This is a genomic window from Ensifer sp. ENS02, from assembly GCF_014851885.1.
Taxonomy (GTDB): Bacteria; Pseudomonadota; Alphaproteobacteria; order Rhizobiales; family Rhizobiaceae; genus Ensifer; species Ensifer adhaerens.
The window spans coordinates 382,806-407,241 of sequence record NZ_JACVAO010000002.1; the positions used below are offsets into that span (position 1 = coordinate 382,806).

General features: G+C 63.1%; 19 protein-coding genes. 6 read left to right on the top strand and 13 right to left on the bottom strand.

Annotated features, from left to right (window positions below; genetic code table 11):
- Positions 1 to 14: 14 nt before the first annotated feature.
- The 4 genes from IB262_RS06425 (at position 15) to IB262_RS06440 (ending at position 2,974) form a co-directional block, all read left to right on the top strand.
- Complete coding sequence (locus IB262_RS06425; protein ID WP_192356862.1) at positions 15 to 899, top strand: uracil-DNA glycosylase; 885 nt, start codon at positions 15 to 17, stop codon at positions 897 to 899.
- A gap of 178 nt (positions 900 to 1,077) precedes the next feature.
- Entirely contained in the window at positions 1,078 to 1,254 is a 177-nt protein-coding gene (locus IB262_RS06430; RefSeq protein WP_089043882.1) for a hypothetical protein, read from the top strand.
- Positions 1,255 to 1,328: 74 nt separating this feature from the next.
- Entirely contained in the window at positions 1,329 to 1,484 is a 156-nt protein-coding gene (locus IB262_RS06435) for a hypothetical protein (RefSeq protein WP_089043881.1), read from the top strand.
- A 197-nt stretch (positions 1,485 to 1,681) separates the two neighbouring features.
- On the top strand, positions 1,682 to 2,974 hold the full coding sequence (locus tag IB262_RS06440) for an MFS transporter (RefSeq protein ID WP_060516199.1): 1,293 nt from the start codon (positions 1,682 to 1,684) through the stop codon (positions 2,972 to 2,974).
- Positions 2,975 to 2,982: 8 nt separating this feature from the next.
- Here IB262_RS06440 and IB262_RS06445 read toward each other — a convergent pair whose 3' ends face one another.
- Positions 2,983 to 3,921, bottom strand: a complete 939-nt coding sequence (locus IB262_RS06445) for a DMT family transporter (RefSeq protein ID WP_060516200.1) — start codon at positions 3,919 to 3,921, stop codon at positions 2,983 to 2,985.
- Between the two features lie 429 nt (positions 3,922 to 4,350).
- Here IB262_RS06445 and pepN point away from each other — a divergent pair, with 429 nt between their 5' ends.
- Positions 4,351 to 6,999 (top strand): aminopeptidase N, encoded by a 2,649-nt coding sequence (gene pepN, locus IB262_RS06450; RefSeq protein WP_112975628.1) that lies wholly within the window; start codon positions 4,351 to 4,353, stop codon positions 6,997 to 6,999.
- Positions 7,000 to 7,181: 182 nt separating this feature from the next.
- Positions 7,182 to 9,509, top strand: coding sequence for an ATP-binding protein (locus IB262_RS06455; RefSeq protein WP_162728745.1), 2,328 nt, complete (start codon positions 7,182 to 7,184; stop codon positions 9,507 to 9,509).
- Between the two features lie 60 nt (positions 9,510 to 9,569).
- Here the strand turns inward: IB262_RS06455 and IB262_RS06460 are convergent, their stop codons facing one another.
- The 12 genes from IB262_RS06460 to IB262_RS06515 form a co-directional block, all read right to left on the bottom strand.
- Positions 9,570 to 12,524, bottom strand: coding sequence for a bifunctional [glutamine synthetase] adenylyltransferase/[glutamine synthetase]-adenylyl-L-tyrosine phosphorylase (locus IB262_RS06460; protein ID WP_112975630.1), 2,955 nt, complete (start codon positions 12,522 to 12,524; stop codon positions 9,570 to 9,572).
- 82 nt (positions 12,525 to 12,606) lie between these two features.
- Positions 12,607 to 14,013 (bottom strand): ATP-binding protein, encoded by a 1,407-nt coding sequence (locus tag IB262_RS06465; RefSeq protein WP_090294664.1) that lies wholly within the window; start codon positions 14,011 to 14,013, stop codon positions 12,607 to 12,609.
- On the bottom strand, positions 14,010 to 14,708 hold the full coding sequence (locus tag IB262_RS06470) for a response regulator transcription factor (protein ID WP_034789385.1): 699 nt from the start codon (positions 14,706 to 14,708) through the stop codon (positions 14,010 to 14,012). The genes IB262_RS06465 and IB262_RS06470 overlap by 4 nt, the downstream gene beginning before the upstream one ends.
- A gap of 188 nt (positions 14,709 to 14,896) precedes the next feature.
- Complete coding sequence (locus tag IB262_RS06475) at positions 14,897 to 16,456, bottom strand: Do family serine endopeptidase (protein ID WP_060604088.1); 1,560 nt, start codon at positions 16,454 to 16,456, stop codon at positions 14,897 to 14,899.
- Between the two features lie 327 nt (positions 16,457 to 16,783).
- Entirely contained in the window at positions 16,784 to 17,239 is a 456-nt protein-coding gene (locus tag IB262_RS06480) for a cytochrome c-type biogenesis protein (protein WP_060516204.1), read from the bottom strand.
- Entirely contained in the window at positions 17,236 to 19,224 is a 1,989-nt protein-coding gene (locus IB262_RS06485) for a heme lyase CcmF/NrfE family subunit (RefSeq protein ID WP_192493482.1), read from the bottom strand. Before IB262_RS06485 ends, IB262_RS06480 begins: the two co-directional genes overlap by 4 nt.
- On the bottom strand, positions 19,221 to 19,673 hold the full coding sequence (ccmE, locus tag IB262_RS06490; RefSeq protein WP_112975632.1) for a cytochrome c maturation protein CcmE: 453 nt from the start codon (positions 19,671 to 19,673) through the stop codon (positions 19,221 to 19,223). Before ccmE ends, IB262_RS06485 begins: the two co-directional genes overlap by 4 nt.
- On the bottom strand, positions 19,670 to 20,812 hold the full coding sequence (gene ccmI, locus IB262_RS06495) for a c-type cytochrome biogenesis protein CcmI (protein ID WP_192493483.1): 1,143 nt from the start codon (positions 20,810 to 20,812) through the stop codon (positions 19,670 to 19,672). Before ccmI ends, ccmE begins: the two co-directional genes overlap by 4 nt.
- Before the next feature lie 130 nt (positions 20,813 to 20,942).
- Positions 20,943 to 21,383, bottom strand: coding sequence for a membrane protein (locus IB262_RS06500; RefSeq protein WP_034789364.1), 441 nt, complete (start codon positions 21,381 to 21,383; stop codon positions 20,943 to 20,945).
- Between the two features lie 237 nt (positions 21,384 to 21,620).
- On the bottom strand, positions 21,621 to 23,006 hold the full coding sequence (locus IB262_RS06505) for a HAMP domain-containing sensor histidine kinase (protein WP_034789363.1): 1,386 nt from the start codon (positions 23,004 to 23,006) through the stop codon (positions 21,621 to 21,623).
- Positions 22,996 to 23,667 (bottom strand): two-component system response regulator FeuP, encoded by a 672-nt coding sequence (feuP, locus tag IB262_RS06510; protein ID WP_034789361.1) that lies wholly within the window; start codon positions 23,665 to 23,667, stop codon positions 22,996 to 22,998. Before feuP ends, IB262_RS06505 begins: the two co-directional genes overlap by 11 nt.
- A gap of 140 nt (positions 23,668 to 23,807) precedes the next feature.
- On the bottom strand, positions 23,808 to 24,062 hold the full coding sequence (locus tag IB262_RS06515; protein ID WP_034789359.1) for a hypothetical protein: 255 nt from the start codon (positions 24,060 to 24,062) through the stop codon (positions 23,808 to 23,810).
- Positions 24,063 to 24,436: the final 374 nt, after the last annotated feature.

Below are 24,436 nucleotides of genomic sequence, written 5' to 3' on the forward strand. Positions count from 1 at the left end.
CTAGGTTGGCGGCCATGATTTCCGCCAACGACCTCTCTCCGGCGCAGCTTGCCGCCCTCCTCGCCTTCCACGGCGATGCGGGCGTCGAATGGCTGCTGGAAGAGGAACCGGTTGACCGTTTCGCCGAGTTCGAGGCGATGAAGGCAGCACGCGGCACCGCCCGCGCGGCAGCAACCAGCAACCGGGCGGAGGCACCCGCTTCGCAACCGACGGCGCGCCAGACAGCGGCGGCCGCTGCTCCCACCCCTTCCCGCGCACCTGCCCCAGTCGCGAACGCCCCTGCGGTCGCCATCCCCGATGCGCAGGCGATCGAAGAGGCGCGCTTTGCCGCCGAATCGGCCCGGTCGCTCGCCGAGCTCCGCGTTGCGATGGAAGGTTTTGCCGGCTGCAATCTCAGGAACAGCGCCCGCAATCTGGTCTTTGCCGAGGGTGATCCGGCAAGCGGGATCATGATCGTCGGCCCGATGCCCTATGCCGATGACGATCGCGACGGCCAGCCTTTTGCGGGCCGCCTCGGCGAGATGCTGACCCGGATGATGGCGGGCATCGGCCTTACGCGCGAAAGCGTGCTCTTGAGCAATGTCGTGCCCTGGCGCCCGCCGGGCAACCGCGTCCCGACGGCGCGCGAGGCCGATATCTGCCGACCCTTCATCGAACGCCAGATCGCGCTGGCAGAGCCTAAGCATCTGCTGCTGCTCGGCAATTTCACCGCCCGTTTCTTCTTCGGCGGCAACGACACGATCCACCAGCTTCGCGGCGAATGGCGCGAGCTTGCGATCGGCGGCATTAACGTGCCGACCCTTGCCACCCTGCATCCGCAGGACCTGGTGACGGCGCCGATCAACAAGCGCTTCGCCTGGCAGGACCTGCTTGCCTTCAAGGCCCGCATTCACGGCTGATCCTAAGGAAAGCGCCCTGCCCGGATCGTGCTCCCGGCCGCTTGCCCGTTTCATGAACAAAGAATGAAGAAAGCCATGCGGTTTGCGCATATCAGCGGCGCATTTTGACGCATTGCAAAACGTCATGTTGCAGCGCAATATACTGGTACGGGAGGAATGGAATTTAAGGAATTGAACCATGACTGCCCGCTTTCGTCCGATCCACAGCAGCTTTGAGACGCTCCGCCACACCGGCGCTGCTTACCGGACGCCGTTCAACCGCTTTGGCACGGCAGCCAACGAGCAGATGACCGCGATCGGCCTCGCCCGGACCACCCGTCCGGCGCAGATTTTCGCCGACTTCATCCAGCGCTGATCCCCACGCGATACGCGGCTTTTGCGTATCGCGTGACGCATCGTTTGACCCGACACGAAGAAAGGAACGAACCCATGACCAAGCCGATTGCCAGCCTCAAGGTCCTGCTCGATTCGATCTCCGACATCGGTACGGCCGTGCGCGCCTCGCGCGAATATACCGTTCTCAGCACCAAGAAGGATGCACGCCGCGCCCATCGCACGGCCGTGAGCCCGTTGCTGCCGAACTGACTGCGGCCCGCAGGTATAAGCACCGCCTTTTTGCCATCGCCTGTCGCAATCGACAGGGCGTAAAAAACTGGATAGAGCCACACTCGTCCCGACTAAGGAGTGTCAGGCTCATCCGGCCCTGCCAGACCGTTCCTCGCTCCATCTGCGTTTGCTTGTCATCGGACAAATGACGAAGCGCCACGTTTCCAGGAGCGCCGATGCTGGCCAGCCTCGCTTCCGTCTTCAGCCTGATGGTGTCGACCCTGCTCATGATGGTCGGCTTCGGCCTGCAGAGCTATGTGATCCCCGTGCGTTCCGTCGCCGAGAACTGGTCGACGCTGACGGTCTCGGTGATCGCCACCGGCTATACGGTCGGCTTCACCCTTTCCTGCGTAGTCACGCCGAAATTCGTGCTGCGTGTCGGCCATGTGCGCGTCTTCACCGCGCTGATCACGCTGCTCTCCATCGCTATCCTGCTCTGCGGCCTCATCGTCGACTGGCGCCTCTGGATTGTGTTCCGTGCCATAGCCGGCTTTGCCATCTCCGGCAGCTATCTCGTCATCGAGAGCTGGCTCAACGAGCGCGTTACCAACGAGAACCGCGGCCTGCTCTTTTCGCTCTACCTGATCACGACGATGGTCGGCACGATCGGCGGGCAGTACATGGTGCCGCTCGGCGACCCGACAAACACGTCGCTGTTCATGCTCTGCAGCGTGCTGTTCTCGCTGGCGCTATTGCCGACGGCGCTCTCCTCCTCTCCCATGCCGGCGCCACCGGCACAGGCGAAGTTCGATATCCCCGCCCTCTTCCGCCGCTCGCCGGTCGCCGTCGTCGGCGGTTTTCTCGCCGGCGCGCTCTCCGGCGCCTGGCTGAACCTCGGCGGTGTCTTCACCCAGAAGATCGGACTTTCGACGGCGGAAGGAGCGACACTGCTCGCCTCGCTTCTGACGGGCAGTGCCCTCTCGCAGATCCCGATCGGGCGTCTCTCCGACAAGATCGACCGGCGCATCGTCATGGTTGGCTGCGGCATCGTCGGCGTCATCTCGTGCCTGGTGATGTCGGCATCGATCGGCAGCCAGCCCGCCGTTCTCTACATCATCGCCGCTTTCGTCGGATCGGTGCTCTTCCCGATCTACGCACTGAACGTCGCCCATGCCAATGATCTCGCCAAACCCAACGAGTATGTCGAGACATCCTCGGGCCTGATGATCACCTACGGGCTCGGCACGATTTCCGGCCCGCTGATGGTCGGTCCGGTCATGGATCGCTTCGGCCCGGCGGCGCTGTTTCTCGTCCTTGCCGTCTACTTCGCGCTCTATGGCGGCTATGCAGCCTGGCGCATTCTGCGGCGCGAGCAGCACAAGGGGCTCGTCGTCAAGACCGACTTCCAGGCAACGAGCGTCATGCCGACACCCGGCCCTGATGTGACGAGCCCGGCTGCCCAGCAGGCGGCGCAGGAACCGCTGATCGACGACGATACGGTTCCGGCCTGGGAAAACCCGCGGCCGTAGGCCGTGGCTCAGCCCTGCGGCGTCACATGCTTGCGAGCGCCCCGGCGCTCGAGGCCAAGCCGATGCTCACGGAAAATGATGAAGATGCCTGCACCGACGACGATGGCCGTGCCGACGAGCATGGCGGCCGTCGGGATATCGTCGAACAGGAAGTAGCCGATGATCAGGCCGAGCACGATCGAAGTGTATTCGAACGGTGCGATGGTCGACATGTCGGCATGGCGATAGCTCTCGGTCAAAAGGATCTGGGCGACACCGCCACAGAAACCGGCGACCATCAGCAACAGGAACGCCTCGCGCGAGATCGACGGCCAGCCGAAGGGCAAGGTCGCCAGCGAGAAGACCGAGGCCGACAGCGAGAAATAGAGCACGATCGTGTGGGTGCGTTCATTCTTGACGAGTTTTCGCACCAGCACCATGGCAACTGCCCCCAGGGCCGCTGAAACCAGTACGGCAGCAGCGCCAAGCGCCTCCAGCGAACCGAAGCCGCCTTCGCGAAAAAGGGTCAGCCGTGGCCAGGTGATGATCATCACGCCGACCAGCCCGACGACAACGGCCGACCAACGGTAGAGCCGCACCGACTCGCCTAGAAAAATCGCGGCGAAGGCGACGGCGATCAGCGGCATGGCATAGCCGATGGCGATGGCTTCAGGCAGCGGCAGGTGCACGAGGCCGTAAAAACCGAAGCTCATTGCGAGAATGCCGACGAAGCCGCGAGCGATATGGCCGGTGAAATCTTCGGTCTTGAAGGCGTCGCGCAGCTGTCCGCGGAAGGCGAGATAGCCGAGGATCGGCACCATGGCGAAGGCCGAGCGGTAGAAGGTGATCTGGCCGGTGGCGATCTCGTTTCCGGCCGCCTTGATCAGCGTCGACATGCAAACGAAAATGACGACGGAAAGGACCTTGAGCAGGATCCCCTTCATCGGGCTTTCGACTTCCGCATCCATTGAGGGCACTTTTCGAACAGCCTTGACCGGCGATCAGCTGGCACGCGGGCTGGTTTGGAGATTTTTCAGCGGAGAGCACCGCTGCAGGACCGGGCCACCTTAGCGACGCTTTTCTCGAAAGTCGGATCAAACTTCGTGATGAATGACGTTTTTTCTTGATCGATTAACCTTCGACAGTAGGGCGGCCGGCTTTTCTTTAGCTGCCCCGAAAAAAACCTTTCCAATTCATGTCTTGTTAGTCCCACTTCGATACACATCGGTCCGATAAGGGAGCGGGAAGAATAACGGGCGCCATGTCTTTTCTGTCGGAAGTGCGGTCGCCGGCATCACAATCGTGTGGCACAGCCCAGCTTTTCGCCCCTTGGCCTTTTCACCATCACAGGCACCCTCTACAAATTCTCCAGTAGAACGGTGCAAGCGGGACTGACCATGCGGACAAATACTGGCCAGATCATTCATCTGGAAGACTACCGGCCGACCGACTTCGTTCTGGAGAGAGTGGATCTGACCTTCGAGCTCGATCCGAAGGAGACCAAGGTCGAGGCCCGGCTGATCTTCCATCGCCGCGAAGGTGTCGACAGTGCCGCGCCGCTCGTGCTTGATGGCGACGAGTTGACCATGACCGGCCTGCTGCTCGACCAGGAAGAGCTTGCGACGACGCTCTACGATGTCGCCGAGGATACGCTGACGATCCGCGGCCTGCCCGAAACCGCCCCGTTCGAAATCACCATCACCACCCTGCTTTCGCCCGAGACCAATACGCAGCTGATGGGGCTCTACCGCACCAACGGCGTCTACAGCACCCAGTGCGAGGCCGAAGGCTTCCGCCGCATCACCTATTTCCCCGATCGTCCCGATGTGCTCGCCGTCTACACGGTCAACATCATCGCCGACAAGGCGTCCTCTCCCCTCCTGCTTTCGAACGGCAACTATCTCGGCGGCGCCGACATGGGCGACGGCCGTCACTTCGCCGCCTGGTTCGATCCGCATCCGAAGCCGAGCTATCTCTTTGCGCTGGTCGCCGGCGACCTCGGCGTGGTCGAGGATACGTTCACAACGATGTCCGGCCGCGACGTTGCCTTGAAGATCTATGTCGAACACGGCAAGGAGCCTCGCGCCTCCTATGCCATGGATGCGCTCAAGCGCTCGATGAAGTGGGACGAAGAGGCCTTTGGTCGCGAATACGACCTCGACATCTTCATGATCGTCGCCGTCTCCGACTTCAACATGGGCGCCATGGAGAACAAGGGCCTCAACATCTTCAACGACAAATACGTGCTTGCGGACCCGGAAACGGCGACCGATGCGGACTACGCCAACATCGAGGCGATCATCGCACACGAATACTTCCACAACTGGACCGGCAACCGCATCACCTGCCGCGACTGGTTCCAGCTCTGCCTGAAGGAAGGCCTGACGGTCTACCGCGACCACGAATTCTCCGCCGACATGCGCTCGCGCGCGGTCAAGCGCATCGCCGAAGTGCGGCATCTGAAGTCGGAACAGTTCCCGGAGGATGCAGGTCCCCTCGCCCATCCGGTGCGCCCGACGAAATACCGCGAAATCAACAACTTCTACACGACGACCGTCTACGAAAAGGGATCGGAAGTCACCCGCATGATTGCGACCATCCTCGGCCGCGATCTGTTCAAGAAGGGTATGGATCTCTATTTCGACCGGCACGACGGCCAGGCGGTGACGATCGAGGATTTCGTCGCCTGCTTCGAGGCGGCAAGCGGTCGGGATCTGCGCCAGTTCGCGCTCTGGTATCACCAGGCCGGAACGCCGCTGGTCACCGCTTCGGGCGCCTATGACGCCGCCAAGCAGACCTTCACCCTGTCGCTCGAACAGACCGTGCCGCCGACGCCCGGACAGAGCGCCAAGGAAGCGATGCACATTCCGCTGAAGATGGGTCTGCTGCTCGAAGACGGCAGCGAAGCCGCCCTTGCCGCGGTTTCCGGCGCCGACATGACCGACGATGTCCTGCATCTGACAGAGCGCAATCAGACGGTGGTCTTCTCGGGCATCCCGTCGCGCCCGGTTCCGTCGTTCAACCGCAGCTTCTCCGCGCCGATCAACCTGCATATCGAGCAGAATGCCGACGATCTGGCGCTGATCGCGCATCACGAAAGCGACCTCTTCGCCCGCTGGCAGGCGCTCAACGCCATCGCGCTTGGCAATCTCGTCGAGGCGACGGCGAATGTCCGCGCCGGCAAGCCGGTCACCTCGGACAAGGCGCTGATCGACGGCCTGATCCGGGCCGCCGCCGACAACAGCCTGGAGCCGGCCTTCCGTTCGCAGGCGCTGGCCTTGCCGAGCGAATCCGATATCGCCCGCGAGATCGGCACCAACAACGATCCGGACGCGATCCACGCGGCCCGTCAGCAGATCCTGACAGCGGTTGCGGCCGCCGGACGCGACACCTTCCTCAAGCTCGCCGACGAACTCGTCTCCAGCGGAGAATTCAGCCCGGACGCGGCAAGCGCCGGCAGGCGGGCACTGCGCAACAGCGCGCTCACCTACCTCGTTCAGGCCGATGAAGGCCCTGAACGTGCCGCGAAGGCCTTTGCGGCCGCCAACAACATGACCGATCTCAGCCATGCGCTGGCGCTGCTGGCGCACCGCTTCCCGGATTCGGCCGAGGCGACAGACGCGCTTGCAACATTCCGCAAGCGTTTCGCCGACAACGCGCTCGTCATCGACAAATGGTTCGCCGTGCAGGCGACGATCCCGGGCGCTGGAACGCTCGATCGTATCAAGGCGCTGATGAACGAGCCGCTGTTCAACGGCAACAATCCGAACCGCGTGCGCTCGCTGGTGGGCACCTATGCCTTCGCCAACCCGACCGCGTTCAACCGCGCTGACGGCGAAGGCTACCGCTTCCTCGCGCGCCAGATCCTCGATATCGACCCGCGTAATCCGCAGCTTGCGGCTCGCATCCTGACCTCCATGCGCTCCTGGCGTTCGCTGGAGGACAAACGTGCCGGGCATGCCCGCAAGGCGCTGAAAGAGATCGCCGGCGCGTCGAAACTTTCGGCCGATGTCGGTGACATCGTCGAGCGCATGCTCAAGGCCTGAGCATCGCCAAAGCCTGATTTTCCTGGGGCCGGGTCGCTAACGCGACCCGGCCTATTATTTTCCAACGATAAGAAATGGTTAACAAATCTTTACCAGTGCCTCTGGACAAGGCGAATCGCCCTGTGATTCATTGAGTCAGATTCGGGCGAGCGGCGCGCCGAATCATCAGAGGGTTTAGACAATTGGGAAAGATGGCGGACGCGCGACCAGCGAGCGCAGCCGACGGGCGGTTGCGACTCAAGCTTCCAGGCGTTACCGGCCTGGAGCAGGAGTTTATCTCGCAGGCGAAGATCTTTGCCGGGCCGGCTTCACGCCGCCTGGCAAACGCGGAGCCTGTTCTCAAGCGCTCCATCCCGATCCTGATCATTGCATTCTTGATCATCGTTGCGGTTTCGCGCATGTCCAGCATCATGGACGAGCACGCCCGCATGGAGGAAAGTTCGCGCCAGACCGTCGGTCTTGCGGCGGCGATCGCCGTCGCCGCCTTCCAGACGGACGGAGTCGCGCTGTTCGATGAGGGCCGTCGTGCCGAGGCGGAGCAACGCTTCAGCCAGTTTCTGCCGACCGGTATGCTCGATCCCGGAACGTTCATCCTCGCAGTGCGCAAGGACGGGCGGATCTTTGCAAGCACGGAAGGCGGAGGCCCGCTCATCGGCCGCACGCTCGCTGCGGCCGCGCCCGACATCGCGACACTGCAATATTTCGGCGAACATTCGAGCGTCATGAAGACCGCGATCGCGGGCGCCGACCACATCGTGGCGCTGGCGCAGCTGCCCGATGCGGCTGGCGTCGTGCTGGCCGCAACGCCGGTCACCCAGCTCGAAACGACCTGGCGAGACGAGGTTTCGCTGAACGTCACCCTGTTTGCAGGTATCTCGGCGATCCTGTTGATGGTGCTCTACGCCTATTACATCCAGGCCAAGCGTGCCCGCGACGCCGATTCGGTCTTTGCGGAATCGAACCTGCGGGTCGAGACGGCGCTCTCGCGCGGCCGTTGCGGCCTCTGGGATTTCGATCTTGCCAACCGTCGGCTGTTCTGGTCGCGCTCGATGTACGAAATGCTCGGCATGCCGGGCGAAAGCAGCGTGCTCTCCTTCGGTGACGCCGCAAGGCTGATGCATCCGGATGATCACGGCATCTACAGCGTGGCGCGCACGATCGCGCGTGGCGACGCGCGCCAGATCGACCAGGTGTTCCGCATGCGGCATGCGGACGGTCACTATGTTTGGCTACGGGCCCGCGCCGAGATCATCCGCACGGCCTCGGGCCGCGCGCATCTGATCGGCATCGCCATGGACGTGACCGAACAGCATCGTCTTGCGCAGCGCTATGCAGAGGCCGACCAGCGGCTCGCCGACGCCATCGAATGCACCTCCGAGGCTTTCGTGCTCTGGGACAAGCACGACCGCCTCGTCATGTGCAACACCCACTTCCAGGAGGCCTACAAGCTGCCGGATCACGTCCTGGTGCCCGGCACCGAACGCATAGCCGTGCATATGGCGGCAGCGCGGCCGGTGGTCGAGCGGCGCATCGCCGACCCGGATCACAGCAACCAGTCGCAGACGAGCGAAGTCCAGCTTGCGGACGAGCGCTGGCTGCAGATCAACGAGCGGCGCACGCGCGACGGCGGCCTTGTGTCCGTTGGCACCGACATTACGCTTCTGAAGCGACACCAGGTGCGCCTGCGCGAATCCGAACGGCGGCTGATGGCAACCATCGGCGACCTCTCGGCCTCGCGCATGACGCTGGAGCGGCAGAAGACCGAGCTTTCGGTCGCCAATTCCAACTACCAGGTCGAAAAGGACCGCGCCGAAGCGGCCAACCGCGCCAAGTCCGAGTTCCTCGCGAACATGTCGCATGAGCTGCGCACGCCGCTCAACGCCATCCTCGGCTTTTCGGAAATCCTGCAGAACCAGATGTTTGGGCCGCTCGGCTCGGAGAAGTACGACGAGTACTCACGCGACATCCATGAGAGCGGCAAGCATCTCTTGAACGTCATCAACGACATCCTCGATATGTCGAAGATCGAGGCCGGGCACATGCGCATCAGCCGCGAGACGATCGACCTCGCGCCATTGATCGAAGAGACGCTGCGCTTCACCACCATACCGGCCGAGCAGAAGAACATTCACGTCGTGCAGCAGATCTCGTCCGGCCTCACCATGGTCGCCGATCGCCGCGCCATGAAGCAGGTGCTGCTCAACCTGCTTTCGAACGCAGTCAAGTTCACCAATGAGGGCGGACGCATTTCGCTTCGGGCGCGTAAGGTGACGGGCGCGGTGACGCTCACTATTGCCGATTCCGGCATCGGCATTCCGCGCGACGCATTGCAGAAGATCGGTCAGCCCTTCGAACAGGTGCAGAGCCAGTACGCCAAGAGCAAGGGCGGATCCGGTCTCGGGCTCGCGATCTCGCGCTCACTCACCCGCCTGCACGGCGGCAGCATGAGAATACACTCGACCGAGAATGTCGGGACCATCATCTCGGTCAGGATTCCGGACCGCACCTAAAGCAGGGTCTCAATCAGCGCGCGGACGTCCGCGTGCCTTTCGTTTCACTGCTGCCCTCACTCACCCTGAAACGACCGATTGGAAGACACGGCGCACGGCTTTGGAGAGCCTGCGAACGTCGCCCTCCAAGGTTTTCAGGTCCGGATAGTCCCCTGCCCGGCAGACGAGATCGATCAGACCCGCGGGTGCTTCCTTCGGCTCGAACTCTCCCTCGATGCAGAGCCGCACGATCTGGGACAATTCGGTGAAAAGATGCAGCGCCTCCAGCGCGACATCGAGATCGTTGGGGTTCATCAGCGCATCACCAAGCAGCTTCAACGCGTCGGCCGTGTTGGTGCCTGATGTCAGCGGCTGAACACCCTTGGCCGGTGCTACGAGCGCCAGATACTGGGTGATGAACTCGATATCGACGAGACCGCCCGGGATCAGCTTGAAGTCCCAGATGTCGCTCGGCGGTTTCTCGCTATCGATCATCTCGCGCATGGAGATCACGTCGGCGCTGACTTTGGAAACATCGCGCTTGCGCTCGAGGATCTCGGCGAAGATCCCGTTGGCCCCGGCCATCAGCCGGTCATCGCCGCAGATGCAGCGCGCCCGGGTCAGAGCCAGATGCTCCCACGTCCAGGCCTCTTCGCGCTGATACTTAGCAAAGGCGTTGATCCTGGTCGCGACCGGCCCCTTGTTGCCGGAGGGACGAAGCCGCATATCGACCTCGTAGAGAATGCCTTCCGCCGTCGGCGCGGAAAGTGCGGCGATCAGGCGCTGCGTCACCCGCGTAAAGTATCGCGTCGGATCAAGCGGCTTGGCGCCGTCGGACTCGGTTGCCGTCTCGTCGTAATCGTAGAGCAGTATCAGATCGACGTCGGATCCCGCCGTCAGCTCGTGGCTGCCGAGCTTGCCCATGCCGACAACGGCGATACGGCCTCCAGGGAAATCGCCGTGAACGGAGCGAACTTCATCCTCAACCGCCTTTACCGCCGCGGCGATGATGAGGTCGGCAAGATCGGTAAAGGCGCGGCCGGCTTGCGCGCCCGAGATCGCGCCGGTCAGGAGCCGAATGCCGATCAGGAAACGCTGCTCGGCGGCTATGATCCTCAGGCGATCGAGCACCTCCTCATAATGGCGAGCACCGCCGACGAAGTTGGCGATGCGTGGCGCCAGATACTCCCGCGTCGGCAGTTCGGCGAGCAGGCCGGGATCGAGCATGCCGTCGAAGACATGCGGGCGCGCGGCAATGATTTCGGCAAGCCTTGGGGCCGACGACATGACATTGACGATCAGCGACAGGAGGCCCGGATTGTTGCCGAGCAGAGAAAACAGCTGAATGCCGGCAGGCAGGCCGGAGATGAAATTGTCGAAACGCAGCAGCGCTTCGTCGGCGCGACGGCTTTCGCCGAAAACCCGCAGCAGCTCCGGCGTCAGCTCTGTCAGCCGCTCGCGCGCCTCCACCGACTGTGTCGCGCGGTAGCGGCCATAGTGCCAGGTGCGGATCGTGTGGGAGATGTCCGACGGCCGCTGGAAGCCGAGTTTCTTCAGCGTCTCCAGCGTGTCCGGGTCGTCGCGCTGGCCAGTGAAGACGAGGTTGCCGGTCTCGGTCGAGAGCTTGGCTTCCTGTTCGAAAAGCTGAGCGTAGCGACGCTCGACGGTCTTCAGCACGCGCGAGAGGGCCTTGGAAAAGGCGGCTGTATCCTCGAAGCCGAGCATATAGGCGATGCGCTTCAGTTCCGCTTCGGTCTCGGGCAGGACGTGCGTCTGCTCGTCGCGCACCATCTGGATCCGGTGCTCGACATCGCGCAGGAACCAATAGGCTTCGACGAGTTCGTCAGCCGTCTCCTCGTCGATCCAGCCGGCCTTGACGAGCGCCCGCAGCATCGGCTCCGTCGCTCGCTGGCGCAGGTCCGGCATGCGGCCACCGGCAATCAGCTGCTGGGTCTGAACGAAGAACTCGATCTCGCGGATTCCGCCGCGGCCGAGCTTGATGTTGTGGCCCTTGACCGCGATCTCGCCGTGCCCCTTGTGGGCATGGATCTGGCGCTTGATCGAATGAATGTCGGCGATCGCCGCATAGTCGAGATACTTGCGGAAGACGAAGGGGACCAGATCCTTGAGGAAGTGCTCGCCAGCCTCGATGTCGCCGGCGACCGGCCGCGCCTTGATGAAGGCGGCGCGCTCCCAGTTCTGCCCCCTGCCCTCGTAATAGAGCATCGCCGCTTCGACCGGGATCGCCAGCGGCGTCGAGCCCGGATCCGGGCGCAGGCGCAGGTCGGTTCGGAAGACGTATCCGTCGCCGCTGCGCTCCTGCAGGATGCGGATCAGGCGGCGCAACAGCCGGCCGAAAGTTTCCGAGGCATCGTCGCGATCGACGATGATGCCGGATTGCGGATCGTAGAAGACAACGAGGTCGATATCGGAGGAATAGTTGAGCTCGAAGGCGCCGAGCTTGCCCATGCCGAGCACGACGACGCCAGAACCGGCGCTCGGGTTTGCGACATCCTTGACCTTAAGCTTGCCGCTCCCATGCGCGCTCAGGAGCAGGTGGTCGATCGTCGCCGACACGGCCGCACCGGCGAATTCGCTGAGCCAACGGGTGGTCTCGCGCCCGTCGAAATGGCGGGAGAGATCGGCCAGAGCCACGGCGAAGGCAAGTTCGCGCTTGGCCCTTCTGAGCCGCGCCATGATCTCGGTATCCGGCAATGCCGCGCCGCCTTCATTCGGCTTCCAGGCATCGCGGGCTCCGCGCACGCGCTCGCTCAGGAAAGTCGTGAGATCGGTCGAAAGAAGCTCTTCGAGAATGGCGGGGCGACTGTCGCCGGTGTCGCGAAGAAAAGGCGAAAGGGCAAAGGCCGAGACGATGAAGGTCTTGAACTGCGTTTCGGACGCAAGCAGGCTTGCGACCTTTTCATGACCCTTGGCCATATCCTTCAAGACCGAAAGCGCTGTCTTGGCATCGGCTTGTGTCGCCGGACGGATCGGCGTCGTCTCGATCGCCCAGCACTGCTGCACCTGTTCCTGCATGCCGTCTCCCTCTGGCCGGAGCGGACGGCGCGGAACAACTGCGCGCTGCCTCACTCCACCTCGTTCTCCCAAAACCGGTCTATCAGGTTGCAGTCATCGGGAAAACCATCTGAACCGTCAGCCCCTTGGCGCCATCTTCGGCGGAAGGAACCGTGTCGGCGAGATGCAGCGCGCCGTGATGCATCTCCATGACGGCCTCGACCAGCGACAGGCCAAGGCCGGTGCCAGGCTTGGACCGGCTCTCATCCAGGCGAACGAAACGCTTGATCACCTCGTCGCGCATCGCTGCGGGGATGCCCGCTCCATGATCGGCAACCGACAGCAACACATTCCCCTCGCGCTTTTCGAGCGAGACTTTGATCAGAGGGTTCCCGGCGCCATCGGCATACTTGACCGCGTTGTCGATGAGGTTGCCGAGGGCCTGGCCGACCAGTTCGCGGTTGCCTGAAATCACGAGATCCTGGGCGATTTCGGCTTCAAGTTTCAGACCGCCATCTTCGGCCACCGGTTCGTAGAGCTCGACGCAATCGGCGACGATCTGCGAAAGGTCGATGTCGCTCATCTCGGCGACGGACGAGCCGGCCTCGACGCGCGAAATCATCAGAAGCGCGTTGAAGGTGCGGATCAACTGATCGGATTCGCCGATGATCTCCTCGAGCGCACCGCGCTGGCTCGTGCCCTTGCGGGAAAGTGCGGCTTCCGCCTTGTTGCGCAGCCGCGTCAGCGGCGTCTTCAGATCGTGAGCGATGTTGTCGGAGACCTGCCGCAGCCCTTCGTTCAGCTTCTCGATGCGGCTGAGCATGGCGTTTAGCGATTCCGACAGCCGGTCGAACTCGTCGCCGGAGCCGCTCATCGGCAGACGCTGCGACAGATCGCCTGCCATGATCTTGGTGCTGGCCTCCGACATGCGGTCGATGCGCTTCAAGGCGTTGCGGCCGATGCCGAACCAGATGACGAGCGCGCCAAGCCCCATGACGCCGAGCGCCACCATCAGCGCCTGGCGCACAAGGGCGCGGAACTTCTGCGGCTCCTGCAGGTCGCGGCCAACGAGAATGCGCAGACCATTGTCGAGCACCAGCACATGGGCAAGCGCTACGTGGGTGTCCTTCTTGCTCTCGTCCGTATAGCGCTGATAGGCGAAGGGACGTTCGGTCCAGCCTTCGCTGTCGAGCAGGCCCGGCTCCAGGCTCGCAACGTTGCCGGCGAGGATTTCGCCGCTCGGTCCCGCAATCACGTAGAGATTGGCTCCCGGCTGGCGTGCCCGCCGCTCGAGCGAGCGCAACAGGCCGTTCATGCCGGCGCGGCTATAGACCTGCTCGATCTGCGCCACCTCGGCGGTGACCGCGTCACGGGTCTGCTGCTGCAGCAGCCGCTCCGACATGCCGGTGACGTAGAAGACGAGAAAGGCAGCACAGAGAGAAAAAAGAATGAGGTAGAGGGCGGAAAGCCGGACTGCGGTCGTTCTGAAGAGAACGCGAAGCTTGCTCATGCGGACGCCCGGTCATCCTTGATCATGTAGCCGGCACCGCGCACCGTGCGCAGCAGCGGCACATCGAAATCCTTCTCGATCTTCGAGCGCAACCGCGAGACATGCACGTCGATGACGTTGGTCTGCGGGTCGAAGTGGTAGTCCCAGACGTTTTCCAGCAGCATGGTGCGGGTGACGACCTGGCCGGCGTTCTTCATGAGATATTCGAGCAGGCGGAATTCGCGCGGCTGCAGGGGAATTTCCTTTCCCTGCCGGCGCACGGAATGCGAAAGGCGGTCGAGTTCCAGATCGCCAACGCGGTAAACCATGTCCTGATCGGGCGTGCCCTTGCGGCGCCCAAGCACCTCGACACGGGCGAGCAATTCATTGAAGGCGTAGGGTTTCGGCAGATAATCGTCGCCGCCGGCGCGTAAACCCGTGACCCGGTCATCCACCTGGCCGAGCGCCGACAGGATCAGCACCGGCGTGTGGATGTCCTTGCGCCGAAGCTCGGTGATGACAGAGAGACCGTCTCGACGTGGCAGCATGCGATCCACCACGAGAACGTCGTAATTGTTCTCGCTGGCCATGAACAGGCCGCTCTCGCCATCGCTGGCGTGATCGGACACGATGCCCGCCTCGCGGAAGGCTTTCGCCAGATAGGCTGCCGCCTCGAGATCGTCTTCAATGATGAGAATCTTCATACGCGCGACCATAGTCCCGGACCCCTGTCTGTCTCAACCGGTTTCGACTTTCGACAACCGGGTTGGCGAGTGCTCTCGTGAGGGAAAAGCGGGATGGGGCGGAGAACCGCACACACCTTTTCAAATCCCGCTTCAAACGGCGAGCGCCGCGACATCACTTGGAAATCGCGGCGCTCCGGTCAATCATTTGACTGCCGCGATCAGCCCTTGTCGATCGGAAGGGCCACGAAGCGGCTGCCGTTGTCGGCCTCGATCTGGAAGAGCGCCTTGCTACGGCCGTCCTTCTTGGCAGTATTGATGACCTTCAGGATGTCGTCGGCGGACTTCACCTCCTGATTGTTCACCGAGACGATCTTTTCGCCCTGCTTCAGGCCGCGATCGCTGGCATCAGAGTCTTCGTCGACCGAGGCGATGGTGACGCCCTTGCCATCATCAGACGGCACGACAGAGACGCCAAGGTCGGCCAGTGCCTGCTCGCTCGACGGCTGGGCTTCTTCGGACTGGTCGTCCTGGCTCTTGGCAGCGTCCTTGTCGTCCTTGGGCAGCGTACCGATTTCGAGCTTGACGGTTTCCGCCTTGCCGTCGCGCCACAGGGCCAGATCAACCGTGGTGCCCGGGCGGATTGCCGCAACCTTGCGGGCAAGGTCCCGCGGATCCTTGACCGTGTCGCCGTTCAGCGCGGTTACGACGTCACCCTTCTTGATGCCGGCCTTTTCACCCGGCGAGCCGGTCTGCGGTTCGACGACGAGCGCGCCGCTTGCTTCCGAAAGGCCGAGCGATTCGGCGATGTCCTTGGTAACGGGCTGGATCTGCACGCCGAGCCAGCCGCGGGAAACCGAGCCGTCCTTGATCAGGTCGGCGACGACATCCTTGGCAACGGTCGACGGGATGGCAAAGGCGATACCGACGTTGCCGCCGCCCCTCGGCGAGAAGATCGCGGTATTGATGCCGACGACTTCACCGGAGAGGTTGAAGGTCGGACCGCCCGAGTTGCCGCGGTTCACCGCCGCATCAACCTGCAGGTAATCGTCGTAGGGGCCGGAGCCGATATCGCGGCCACGCGCCGAGACGATGCCGGAGGTCACCGTGCCGCCGAGACCGAACGGGTTGCCGACGGCAACGACCCAGTCACCGACGCGGACCTTGCTGTCATCGGCCCAGCCGACATAGGTGAACTTGCGCTTGTCATCGACCTTGAGCACGGCGAGATCCGTGCGGCTATCCTTGCCGACCAGCTTGGCATCGAGTTCGGTGCCGTCGTTGAGGATGACCGTGAAGGCCGAACCGTCGGAAACGACGTGGTTGTTGGTGACGAGGTAGCCGTCTTCGGAGATGAAGAAGCCGGAGCCCTGAGCGGTCGGACGCAGGCGGCCTTCGCCATGCGGGCCACGGCGGTTGGGGCCGCGGTCGGCACGGTCATCGCCGCGCGGACCGAATTCCTTGAAGAAGCGCTTCAGGGGGTGATCGTCGGGCAGATCGTCGAAACCGCGACCGTTGAAATCGAAGCTGAAGTCGCCGCCATCTTCGGCCACCGGGTTGACGCGCGACTGGACGCGCACCGAAACGACGGCCGGCGAAACGGCATCAACGACATTGGCAAAGCTCGGCACCGACGGCGCTTCCACCTTCACCGGATCGGCAAAGGATTGCGAGATGCTTGCCGGCAGACCCGAGGTCAGCATGACGGCGGCAAGGCCGGCGATGGTCGAGGTCTTCAGAACGGTCTTGAGGGAGGGACGCAGGGATTTGGTCGTAAACATCCGTTTTGCCTTTTCTCTTCCTAGATGCCATCGGAGACGGCACCGAAACCTGGTTGCGAAGCCGCCTCAGGGAAGGCGGAATTCGTTTTGGCTGACTGGAGGAACAGCCGATGACGAAAGATGTAACGGATGGGACCTTACTGAGTTCTGTCCGGAAAATGAATTTTTGGTAATGTTGTGAAGAGCTGGCCCGGGCTCGGCCAAAGGCCTGCCGGGGACTGCGCGTTGGCGCGAACGGCATTGCCCGCCACCGGCAGGGATCTCAAGCGATATCAAGAGATTAGTGCTGAAGCCGGTCCAACGAATGCGCGTTCGGCGAGCGCTGCATCAAGGCTGAAGCAGCTTCTTCAGCTTTTCCTTCTCGTCCTCGGAAAGCGGCGTCCCCTTTGGCTGGGCGCCGCGACGGCGAGAGGCGATGACGAGGGTAATCGCCCCGACGAGAAGCAGGGTCGCCGGCATGCCCCAGAGGATCAGGGTCTTCGTCTCGAAGCGCGGCTTCAGCAGTACGAATTCGCCATACCGGGACACGACGTAATCGATGACGGCCTTGTCGCTGTCGCCGTTCGCCAGCCGCTCGCGTACAAGCACGCGCAGGTCCTTGGCAAGCTCGGCGTTGGAATCGTCGATCGACTGGTTCTGGCAGACCATGCAGCGCAGTTCCGCCGAGATCGCCCGCGCCCGCGCTTCAAGCGCGGGATCGGCAAGCACTTCATCCGGGTTGACGGCAAAGGCCGAGCTGACAGGCGCGAGCAACAGCAGGAGTGCCAGGAGCAGACGGTTCATTCCGCAGCTCCCACCGGCACCGCCTTCGGTCGCTTGGCCCTGGCCGGCGCGCCGACGCGCAGGCGGCGGTCGCTCAAGGAGACGAAACCACCCGCCATCATGAACAGGGTACCGCCCCAGATGCACAGGATCATCGGCTTCCACCAGATGCGCACGACGATGCCGCCTTCGCTGATCTGATCGCCGAGCGAGACGTAGAGTTGGCTCAAGCCGAAGGTGCGAATGCCCGCCTCGGTCGTCGGCATGCGGCGCGCCTGGTAGAGACGCTTCGAAGACCAGACGTCGTCAATCGCAACGCCACCGCGGCTGATGGTGAAGTGGCCGGACTCCTCGGAATAGTTCGGGCCGCTGCCATTGCGCATGCCGTCGAAGCGCAGGGTGTAGCCACCGGCATCCACCGTCATGCCGGGCTTCATCTCGACCACGGTTTCGGTCTCGAAGGCCGTGACAGCGACGATGCCGATCAGGGTGACGCCGAGGCCGATATGCGCAAGCGCCGTACCGAAAGCCGAACGCGGCAGGCCGGAGAAGCGCCGCCAGGCCACGTTGCCTGCGACCTTGCCGAGGCCGGAGCGCAGCGCCAGGTCCGTCAACGAACCGACAATCATGTAGACGCCAAGGGCAATGCCGAAGAGCGCCAGAACCGGGCCGCCATTCATGAAGTAATAGTAGGTGACGCCGAAGAGCAGGCCGATGGCAACCGCTGCGAAGAGCCGCTGCGAAACGCCAGCAAGGTCGCCGCGCTTCCAGGCAAGCAGCGGGCCGAAAGGCACCGCAAAGAGCAGCGGCAGCATCAACAGGCCGAAGGTCATGTTGAAGAAGGGCGGCCCGACGGAGATCTTGTCGCCGGTCAGCGCTTCGAGCACCAGCGGATAGAGCGTGCCGGTCAGGACCGTCGCGGTCGCCGTCGTCAGGATGAGATTGTTGAAGACCAGCGCACCCTCACGCGAGATCGGCGCGAAGATGCCGCCGGCTTTCAGGTGCGAGGCGCGCAGGGCGAAGAGCGTGAACGCACCGCCGATGAAGAAGACGAGAATGGCGAGGATGAAGATGCCGCGCGTCGGGTCGGTGGCGAAGGCGTGGACCGAAGTCAGGACACCCGAACGCACGAGGAAGGTGCCGAGCAGCGACAGCGAGAAGGTCATGATCGCAAGCAGCACGGTCCAGATCTTCAGCGCCTCGCGCTTTTCCATGACCAGCGCCGAGTGCAAAAGCGCCGTCCCCGCGAGCCACGGCATGAAGGAGGCGTTTTCGACCGGGTCCCAGAACCACCAACCACCCCAGCCGAGCTCGTAATAGGCCCAGTACGAACCCATGGAGATCCCGGCGGTGAGGAAGGTCCAGGCGGCAAGCGTCCAGGGACGGACCCAGCGAGCCCAGGCGGCGTCGATGCGGCCCTCGATCAAGGCCGCGATGGCAAAGGAGAAGCAGACCGAAAAACCGACATAGCCGAGGTAGAGCAACGGCGGATGAATGGCGAGGCCGACGTCCTGCAGGATCGGGTTCAGGTCCTTGCCCTCGCCCGGCGCGGGCATCAGCCGAGCGAACGGATTGGACGTCAGCAGGATGAAGAGCGCGAAGGCCATCGCGATCCAAGCCTGCACGGCGAGTACGTTTGCCTTCAACGTCTCCGGCAGGTTGCGCCCAAAGGCGGCAACCAGCGCCGAAAAGAACGTCAGGATCAACAGCCACAGCAGCATCGAGCCTTCATGGTTCCCCCAGACGCCCGAGATCTTGTAGATCAGCGGCTTCAGCGAGTGGGAGTTTTCCCAGACGTTGCGGACCGAGAAATCCGAGGTCACATAGGCGAAGGTGAGGACGGTAAAAGCGAAAGCGACGAGCAGAAAGCAGGCGACGGCGGCGCTGGATGCGAGTTCCATCAGGCCGCGATCGTTCAATCGTGCGCCAAGGATCGGTAAGGCGGCCTGAATGACCGCCGTCGCCAACGCCAGAACCAGAGCGTAGTGTCCGAGCTCGATGATCACTTGATGGTTTCCTTCCCGCTGAGCTCGACACCCTGCGCCTTCAAACGGTCGGCGACATCCTTGGGCATATAGGTCTCGTCATGCTTGGCGAGAACGGAATCGGCCACGAAGACCGGGCTTCCGGCAACGAAGGTCCCCTCCGTCACCACGCCCTGCCCTTCGCGGAACAGGTCAGGCAGGATGCCGGTATAGGTGACCGGCACGCCGCTCAGCGTATCGGTGACGGTGAAGGTGACCGTCTTGCCGTCGCCGCGCTTGACGGAGCCGGTTTCGACGACACCGCCGAGGCGGATGCGGGTTCCCGGCGGTACGTTGGCCTTTTCGAGGTCGCTCGGCACATAGAAATAGGCGATCGCCTGGCTGAAGGCGAACATCACGAGGAAGGCTGCAAGCACCAGGAAGCCGACACCGCCGCCGATGATCGCCAGTCTTTTTTGTTTGCGCGTCATTGCGTTACTCCGTCGGTGGCAATCCCGAGCTCACGCGCCAGCGCCAGCAGCTGCTTGCCGCCGTCGCCATCGGCCGGGAAGGTTTTCAGGCCCTCCCTTAGCGCGGCCAGTGCCTTGTCTCGTTGATCAAGGACAACATGGGAGCGGATCAGACGCGCCCAGCCTTCAAGATTATCCGGATTTTCCTTCAGCCGGCTTTCGAGGCTGCCGACCATGCCCCGGATCATTTCCTGGCGATCGCCGGCGCTCATGCTTTCGGCGGCGGCCACGTCATCGGCACTTGGATTGCCGGGCGCTGCAGCGCTGGTGGCGCCGGCGCCGCCCAGTTCTGCCACGTGCTGCTTGACGAGCGGCAGCCAGGGCGCGTCGGCGGGTGATGTCGCGACCAGTCGGTTGAAGGCAGTCAGCGCTTCCGCGCTCTTGCCTTCCTGCTTGAGGCCGAGGGCAAGATAGAATTCCGAGCGCGGGTCATTGGGATCGAGCGTCAGCGCCTGCTTCAGCGCGTCCTGCGCCTTGCTCGTCACGACGCCGTCGGACTGCACGACCATCGCCTCGGCATAGCCGCCGAGACGTGCCGGCGTCGGGCCAAGCAGGCGGATCGCCCGGTCATAGGCATCGACCGCATCTTCGACACGGCCGTTGCGCATGTAGATCGGCGCAAGCAGGTCCCAGCCGGCGCCATCATTCGGGTTTACCGCCAGGTGGTTCTCGGCCTTGGCAATCAGGATGTTGATGTCGCCATTGGGATCGGCCAGGCGTGCGGCCAGCGGCTGCGCCGGCATTCCCGGGCTGCCCGTCAGCAAGTAAAGACAGAGGCCGACGGCCGGAAGACAGAGAAGCACGAAGGCCTGGGCCAGGCGGCTGACACCGCGGCGCGGCGCGGCAGCCGCAGTCGCCTCACTGTCGCTCTCGCCAGCAGCCAGCAGCCGGCGCGCAACTTCGGCGCGCGCAAGCTCGGCGTCGTCGCCGCCGATCAGGCCGCTATCCTGGTCCCGCTTCAACTCTTCGAGCTGGTCGCGATAGACCTCGACATCATGGCTGTGGGGATACGACGGCGCTTCCCCCGCCCGCAGCAGCGGAAGGATGAGCACGACAGCGACAGCCGCCGTCAGAGTGGCGACGAGGATCCAGAACAACATGGAAGCTCAATACTATGGCCCCCATGCCATTCCAACTCGAAAACCCCTTATGACGGAGATTTGAGGCGTTTCGCCGCAACGGCGGCTCGATCCGCCTGAGCACATCCGGGAGAGCCCGGCCGGCTACGCCTTAGGTCAGCGGTGTCCAGCTGCCGTCCGGGTTGCGGCAGGCAGCACCCCGCGCCGTCTTCGGCTGTCCCTTGACGGTAACCGTGTGGCTATACTGGCGGCAGTTCTGCGACCCGACCTGATAGGGAGCGGCCGCAACGACCGAACCGTTGACGCCGCGCCCGTCCCAGGTCACCGGCTGCCCACCGGGGGCCGCTTCAAGTGCGCGGTACTCCGCTTCCAGAGCGCGCTGACGGTCGGATGTCCCGATGTCGAGATCGGTGAGACGCGCGATCACCCCACCCTGGAGTGCCGCGATGTAATTGGTCGAGGTCGCACCACGCGTTGCCGTCGAGCCGAGGCCGGCGGCCGCGCCCTTGCTGCCCGTCGTGCCGCATCCGGCAAGCGCGACGGCCGAGGCGATCACAACGATCCTGCCGCCGACGACAATAGCCCGTGTCATTTCTGCCTGGTTCCTCATGATCCGCGACACTCAATCATCCTATCCGAAGCCGCATTCTTAAGCTCGTTCCATTCGAGCACGATGACGACTAGTCCTTGATTTTCTTTTGGCATTCCCCGCGTGCCGAGGCAACGGCGAGCCCTGCGGGTGTGACATTTTCAAGCACGGGTGTGACCCCTAAATCACGATGGATTCGCAAGCGAGCGACGCCGGAACCACGCATTTCCTCATCACCCTCTAAACGGCCGCCGGCAAAACCAGTTCCGCACGCAACCCTCCCTCGTCCCGTCGCGACAGGGTGATGGTGCCCTGATACTCCCGGACGATCTCGCTGACGATCGAAAGACCGAGCCCGGTCCCGGGCTTGCTTTCGTCGAGCCGCTTGCCGCGCTTCATCGCCACTGCGATCTGGTCGGGATTGAGCCCCGGCCCGTCGTCGTCGATGTCGAGAACGATCCACTGCCGGCCGGGCTCCTTGGCATGAACCTCGCTCGGTGCAGGCCTGACATTCAGCCACACCTCGCCACGGGCGTGGCGGGCGGCATTTTCGAGCAGGTTGCCAACGGTCTCCTCGACGTCCTGCAGCTCCATGGCAAGAACCAGTCCCGGCGGGTTGATCGACAGATGGACCTGCTTTTCCGGATTGAGCTTGCGCATGACGCGCACGAGGCGTTCGAGCGCCGGCTGCGCTTCGGTCCGCGCCAGCACGGACTCGCGCTGCGCCGCAATCCGGGCGCGGCTCAGATAGGATTGAACCTGGGTCTGCATTGCATCGACCTGAGTGCGCACCAGCTCGCCATGCGATGCCTCGAGCACCCGGGCCTCGTTGAGCAGGACCGCAATCGGTGTCTTCAGCGAATGGGCAAGATTGCCGACCTGCATGCGGGCGCGCTCGACGATGCGGCGGTTGCTGTCGATCAGGGCATTGACCTCGTTGGCGAGCGGCTGGATCTCACGCGGGAAAGCGCCGTCCAACCGTTCGCTTTCGCCGGCACGGATCTTTTCCATCGAGCGCCGGACCTCATCGAGCGGCCTCAGGCCGAAGAGAATGGTGAGCGCGTTGACCCCGAGCCCGCCCAGACCGAAGATGGAGAGCGCGATCGTCAGGTTGCGGGTGAAGCGGTTGATATCGGCCTCGAGCACGTCGCGGTTGCCCGCCACGCGAAAGCGCGCCGTATGGCCCTGGATGTCGAGAACGACCTCGGTCTCGGAGACCTCGACCTCGTTCCCGAAGGGATCCTTGGTGGTGTAGAAGCGGACATAGCCGGTATCGAACGGCACCTCGTCGACGCTGGCGATCGGTAGCTTGCCATTGCCGAGCGAGGTCGAGATCAGGGGCGGCGTATCGAACTCACCGATCGGATCGACGATCCAGTACCAGCCGGTCTGCGGCTGCGAAAACCGGAGGTCGCCAAGTTGCGGGCTGCCCGACAGCACCGTCCTCTCGTTGACGGAGATCGAGTTGACGACGTTGAAGAGCTGGGCGCGCAGCAGGTCTTTGAAACCGCGCTCGGAGCCCTGGCGATAAAGCTCGGAAATCACTACGCCGATCACGACGAGAGCCACCACCGCCCAGACGGTGGAAACCACCAGAACGCGTGCGGTGAGCGATCTAATTGCCATTGCCCGGCGCTTGCATTCGGTATCCGAGACCGCGCACCGTTTCGATCAGATCGTTGCCGATCTTCTTGCGCAGCCGGCCGATGAACACTTCGATCGTATTGGAATCGCGATCGAAATCCTGATCGTACATATGCTCGACCAATTCTGTGCGCGAAACGACCTGGCCCATGTGGTGCATGAGATAGGAGAGCAGCCGGAACTCGTGCGACGTCAGCTTCAATGCGACGCCATCGACCGTTGCCTTGGAACCCTTGGTGTCGAGGCGGACCGGGCCGCAGACGATCTCCGAGCTCGCATGGCCGGCGGCGCGCCGGATCAGGGCGCGGATGCGGGCAAGAACTTCTTCGACGTGGAAGGGCTTGGCAACATAGTCGTCGGCGCCGGCATCAATGCCGGCCACCTTGTCGCTCCAGCGATCACGCGCAGTCAGGATCAGAACCGGCATGGTCTTGCCGTCGCCGCGCCATTTCTCAAGGACCGTGATGCCGTCCATTTCCGGCAGGCCGATATCGAGGATCACGGCATCATAGGGCTCGGCGTCGCCGAGATAGTGCCCCTCCTCGCCATCATAGGCCTGGTCAACGACGTAGCCGGCCTCCTTCAGCACCTCGGCGAGCTGCCGGTTCAGGTTGGCGTCGTCCTCGACAATCAGAATGCGCATCCGTCTTTACTTCCTCTCGCGGCCATCCTGCTGCATGCTTCGCCAAATCTGGCTGATTTAAGGATAAGAACATGCAGCCATTCAAAGTGCTACAGCGACCTTCGTACGCCTGATACGGCACGCGGCGCTGCAGGGATAGCCTACATCGGCACCTTGACGGTGACCTTCTTCGGCCTACCGCCATTGCCAGGAACAAGCACGGTGATCACGCACTGGCCATCGGACGTCGGCTGTGCCGACAGCAACTCGCCACCAGTGTCGGCAACGACCTGCGCTGCAGCCGCGCTGCAATCGCCGGACACACGAACGACAATATCCGACGGCACGCTGATCGCAGGCGGGCTGAAGCCGGCGAGGCCTGCAGCAAGCGCGGCTATGATCACTGGTGAAGACATGAACGCACTTTCGACTTGGGAAGCATCATGGCAGAAGCAATAACCGAACGAGGCTGAATGGCAAATGAATGTCGGCCATTTGGACCGGCAGGCACTACCGGGAAACGCATTACCTTCCCCGAATTCCGACCTTAGATTGCGGCGATTCTTCCCCGGTGGAAACCCGCATTGCTCATTCCCTTGCCAAGCCATAGCCGCTTCCTGCGACAGTTTTAGCGACGCAATCACGCGAGGAACACGGCCCGGAACCCAAGGCCACCAGACGACGCCAGCCAACGGTCAGCTTTCGTTAAGCATGTTTCGCTAGCATCTCTTCGCCGGCATGCGCTAGCCCGAAAGAACCCGTTCCCGATCAAGCGCGGCATGGCTGCGCA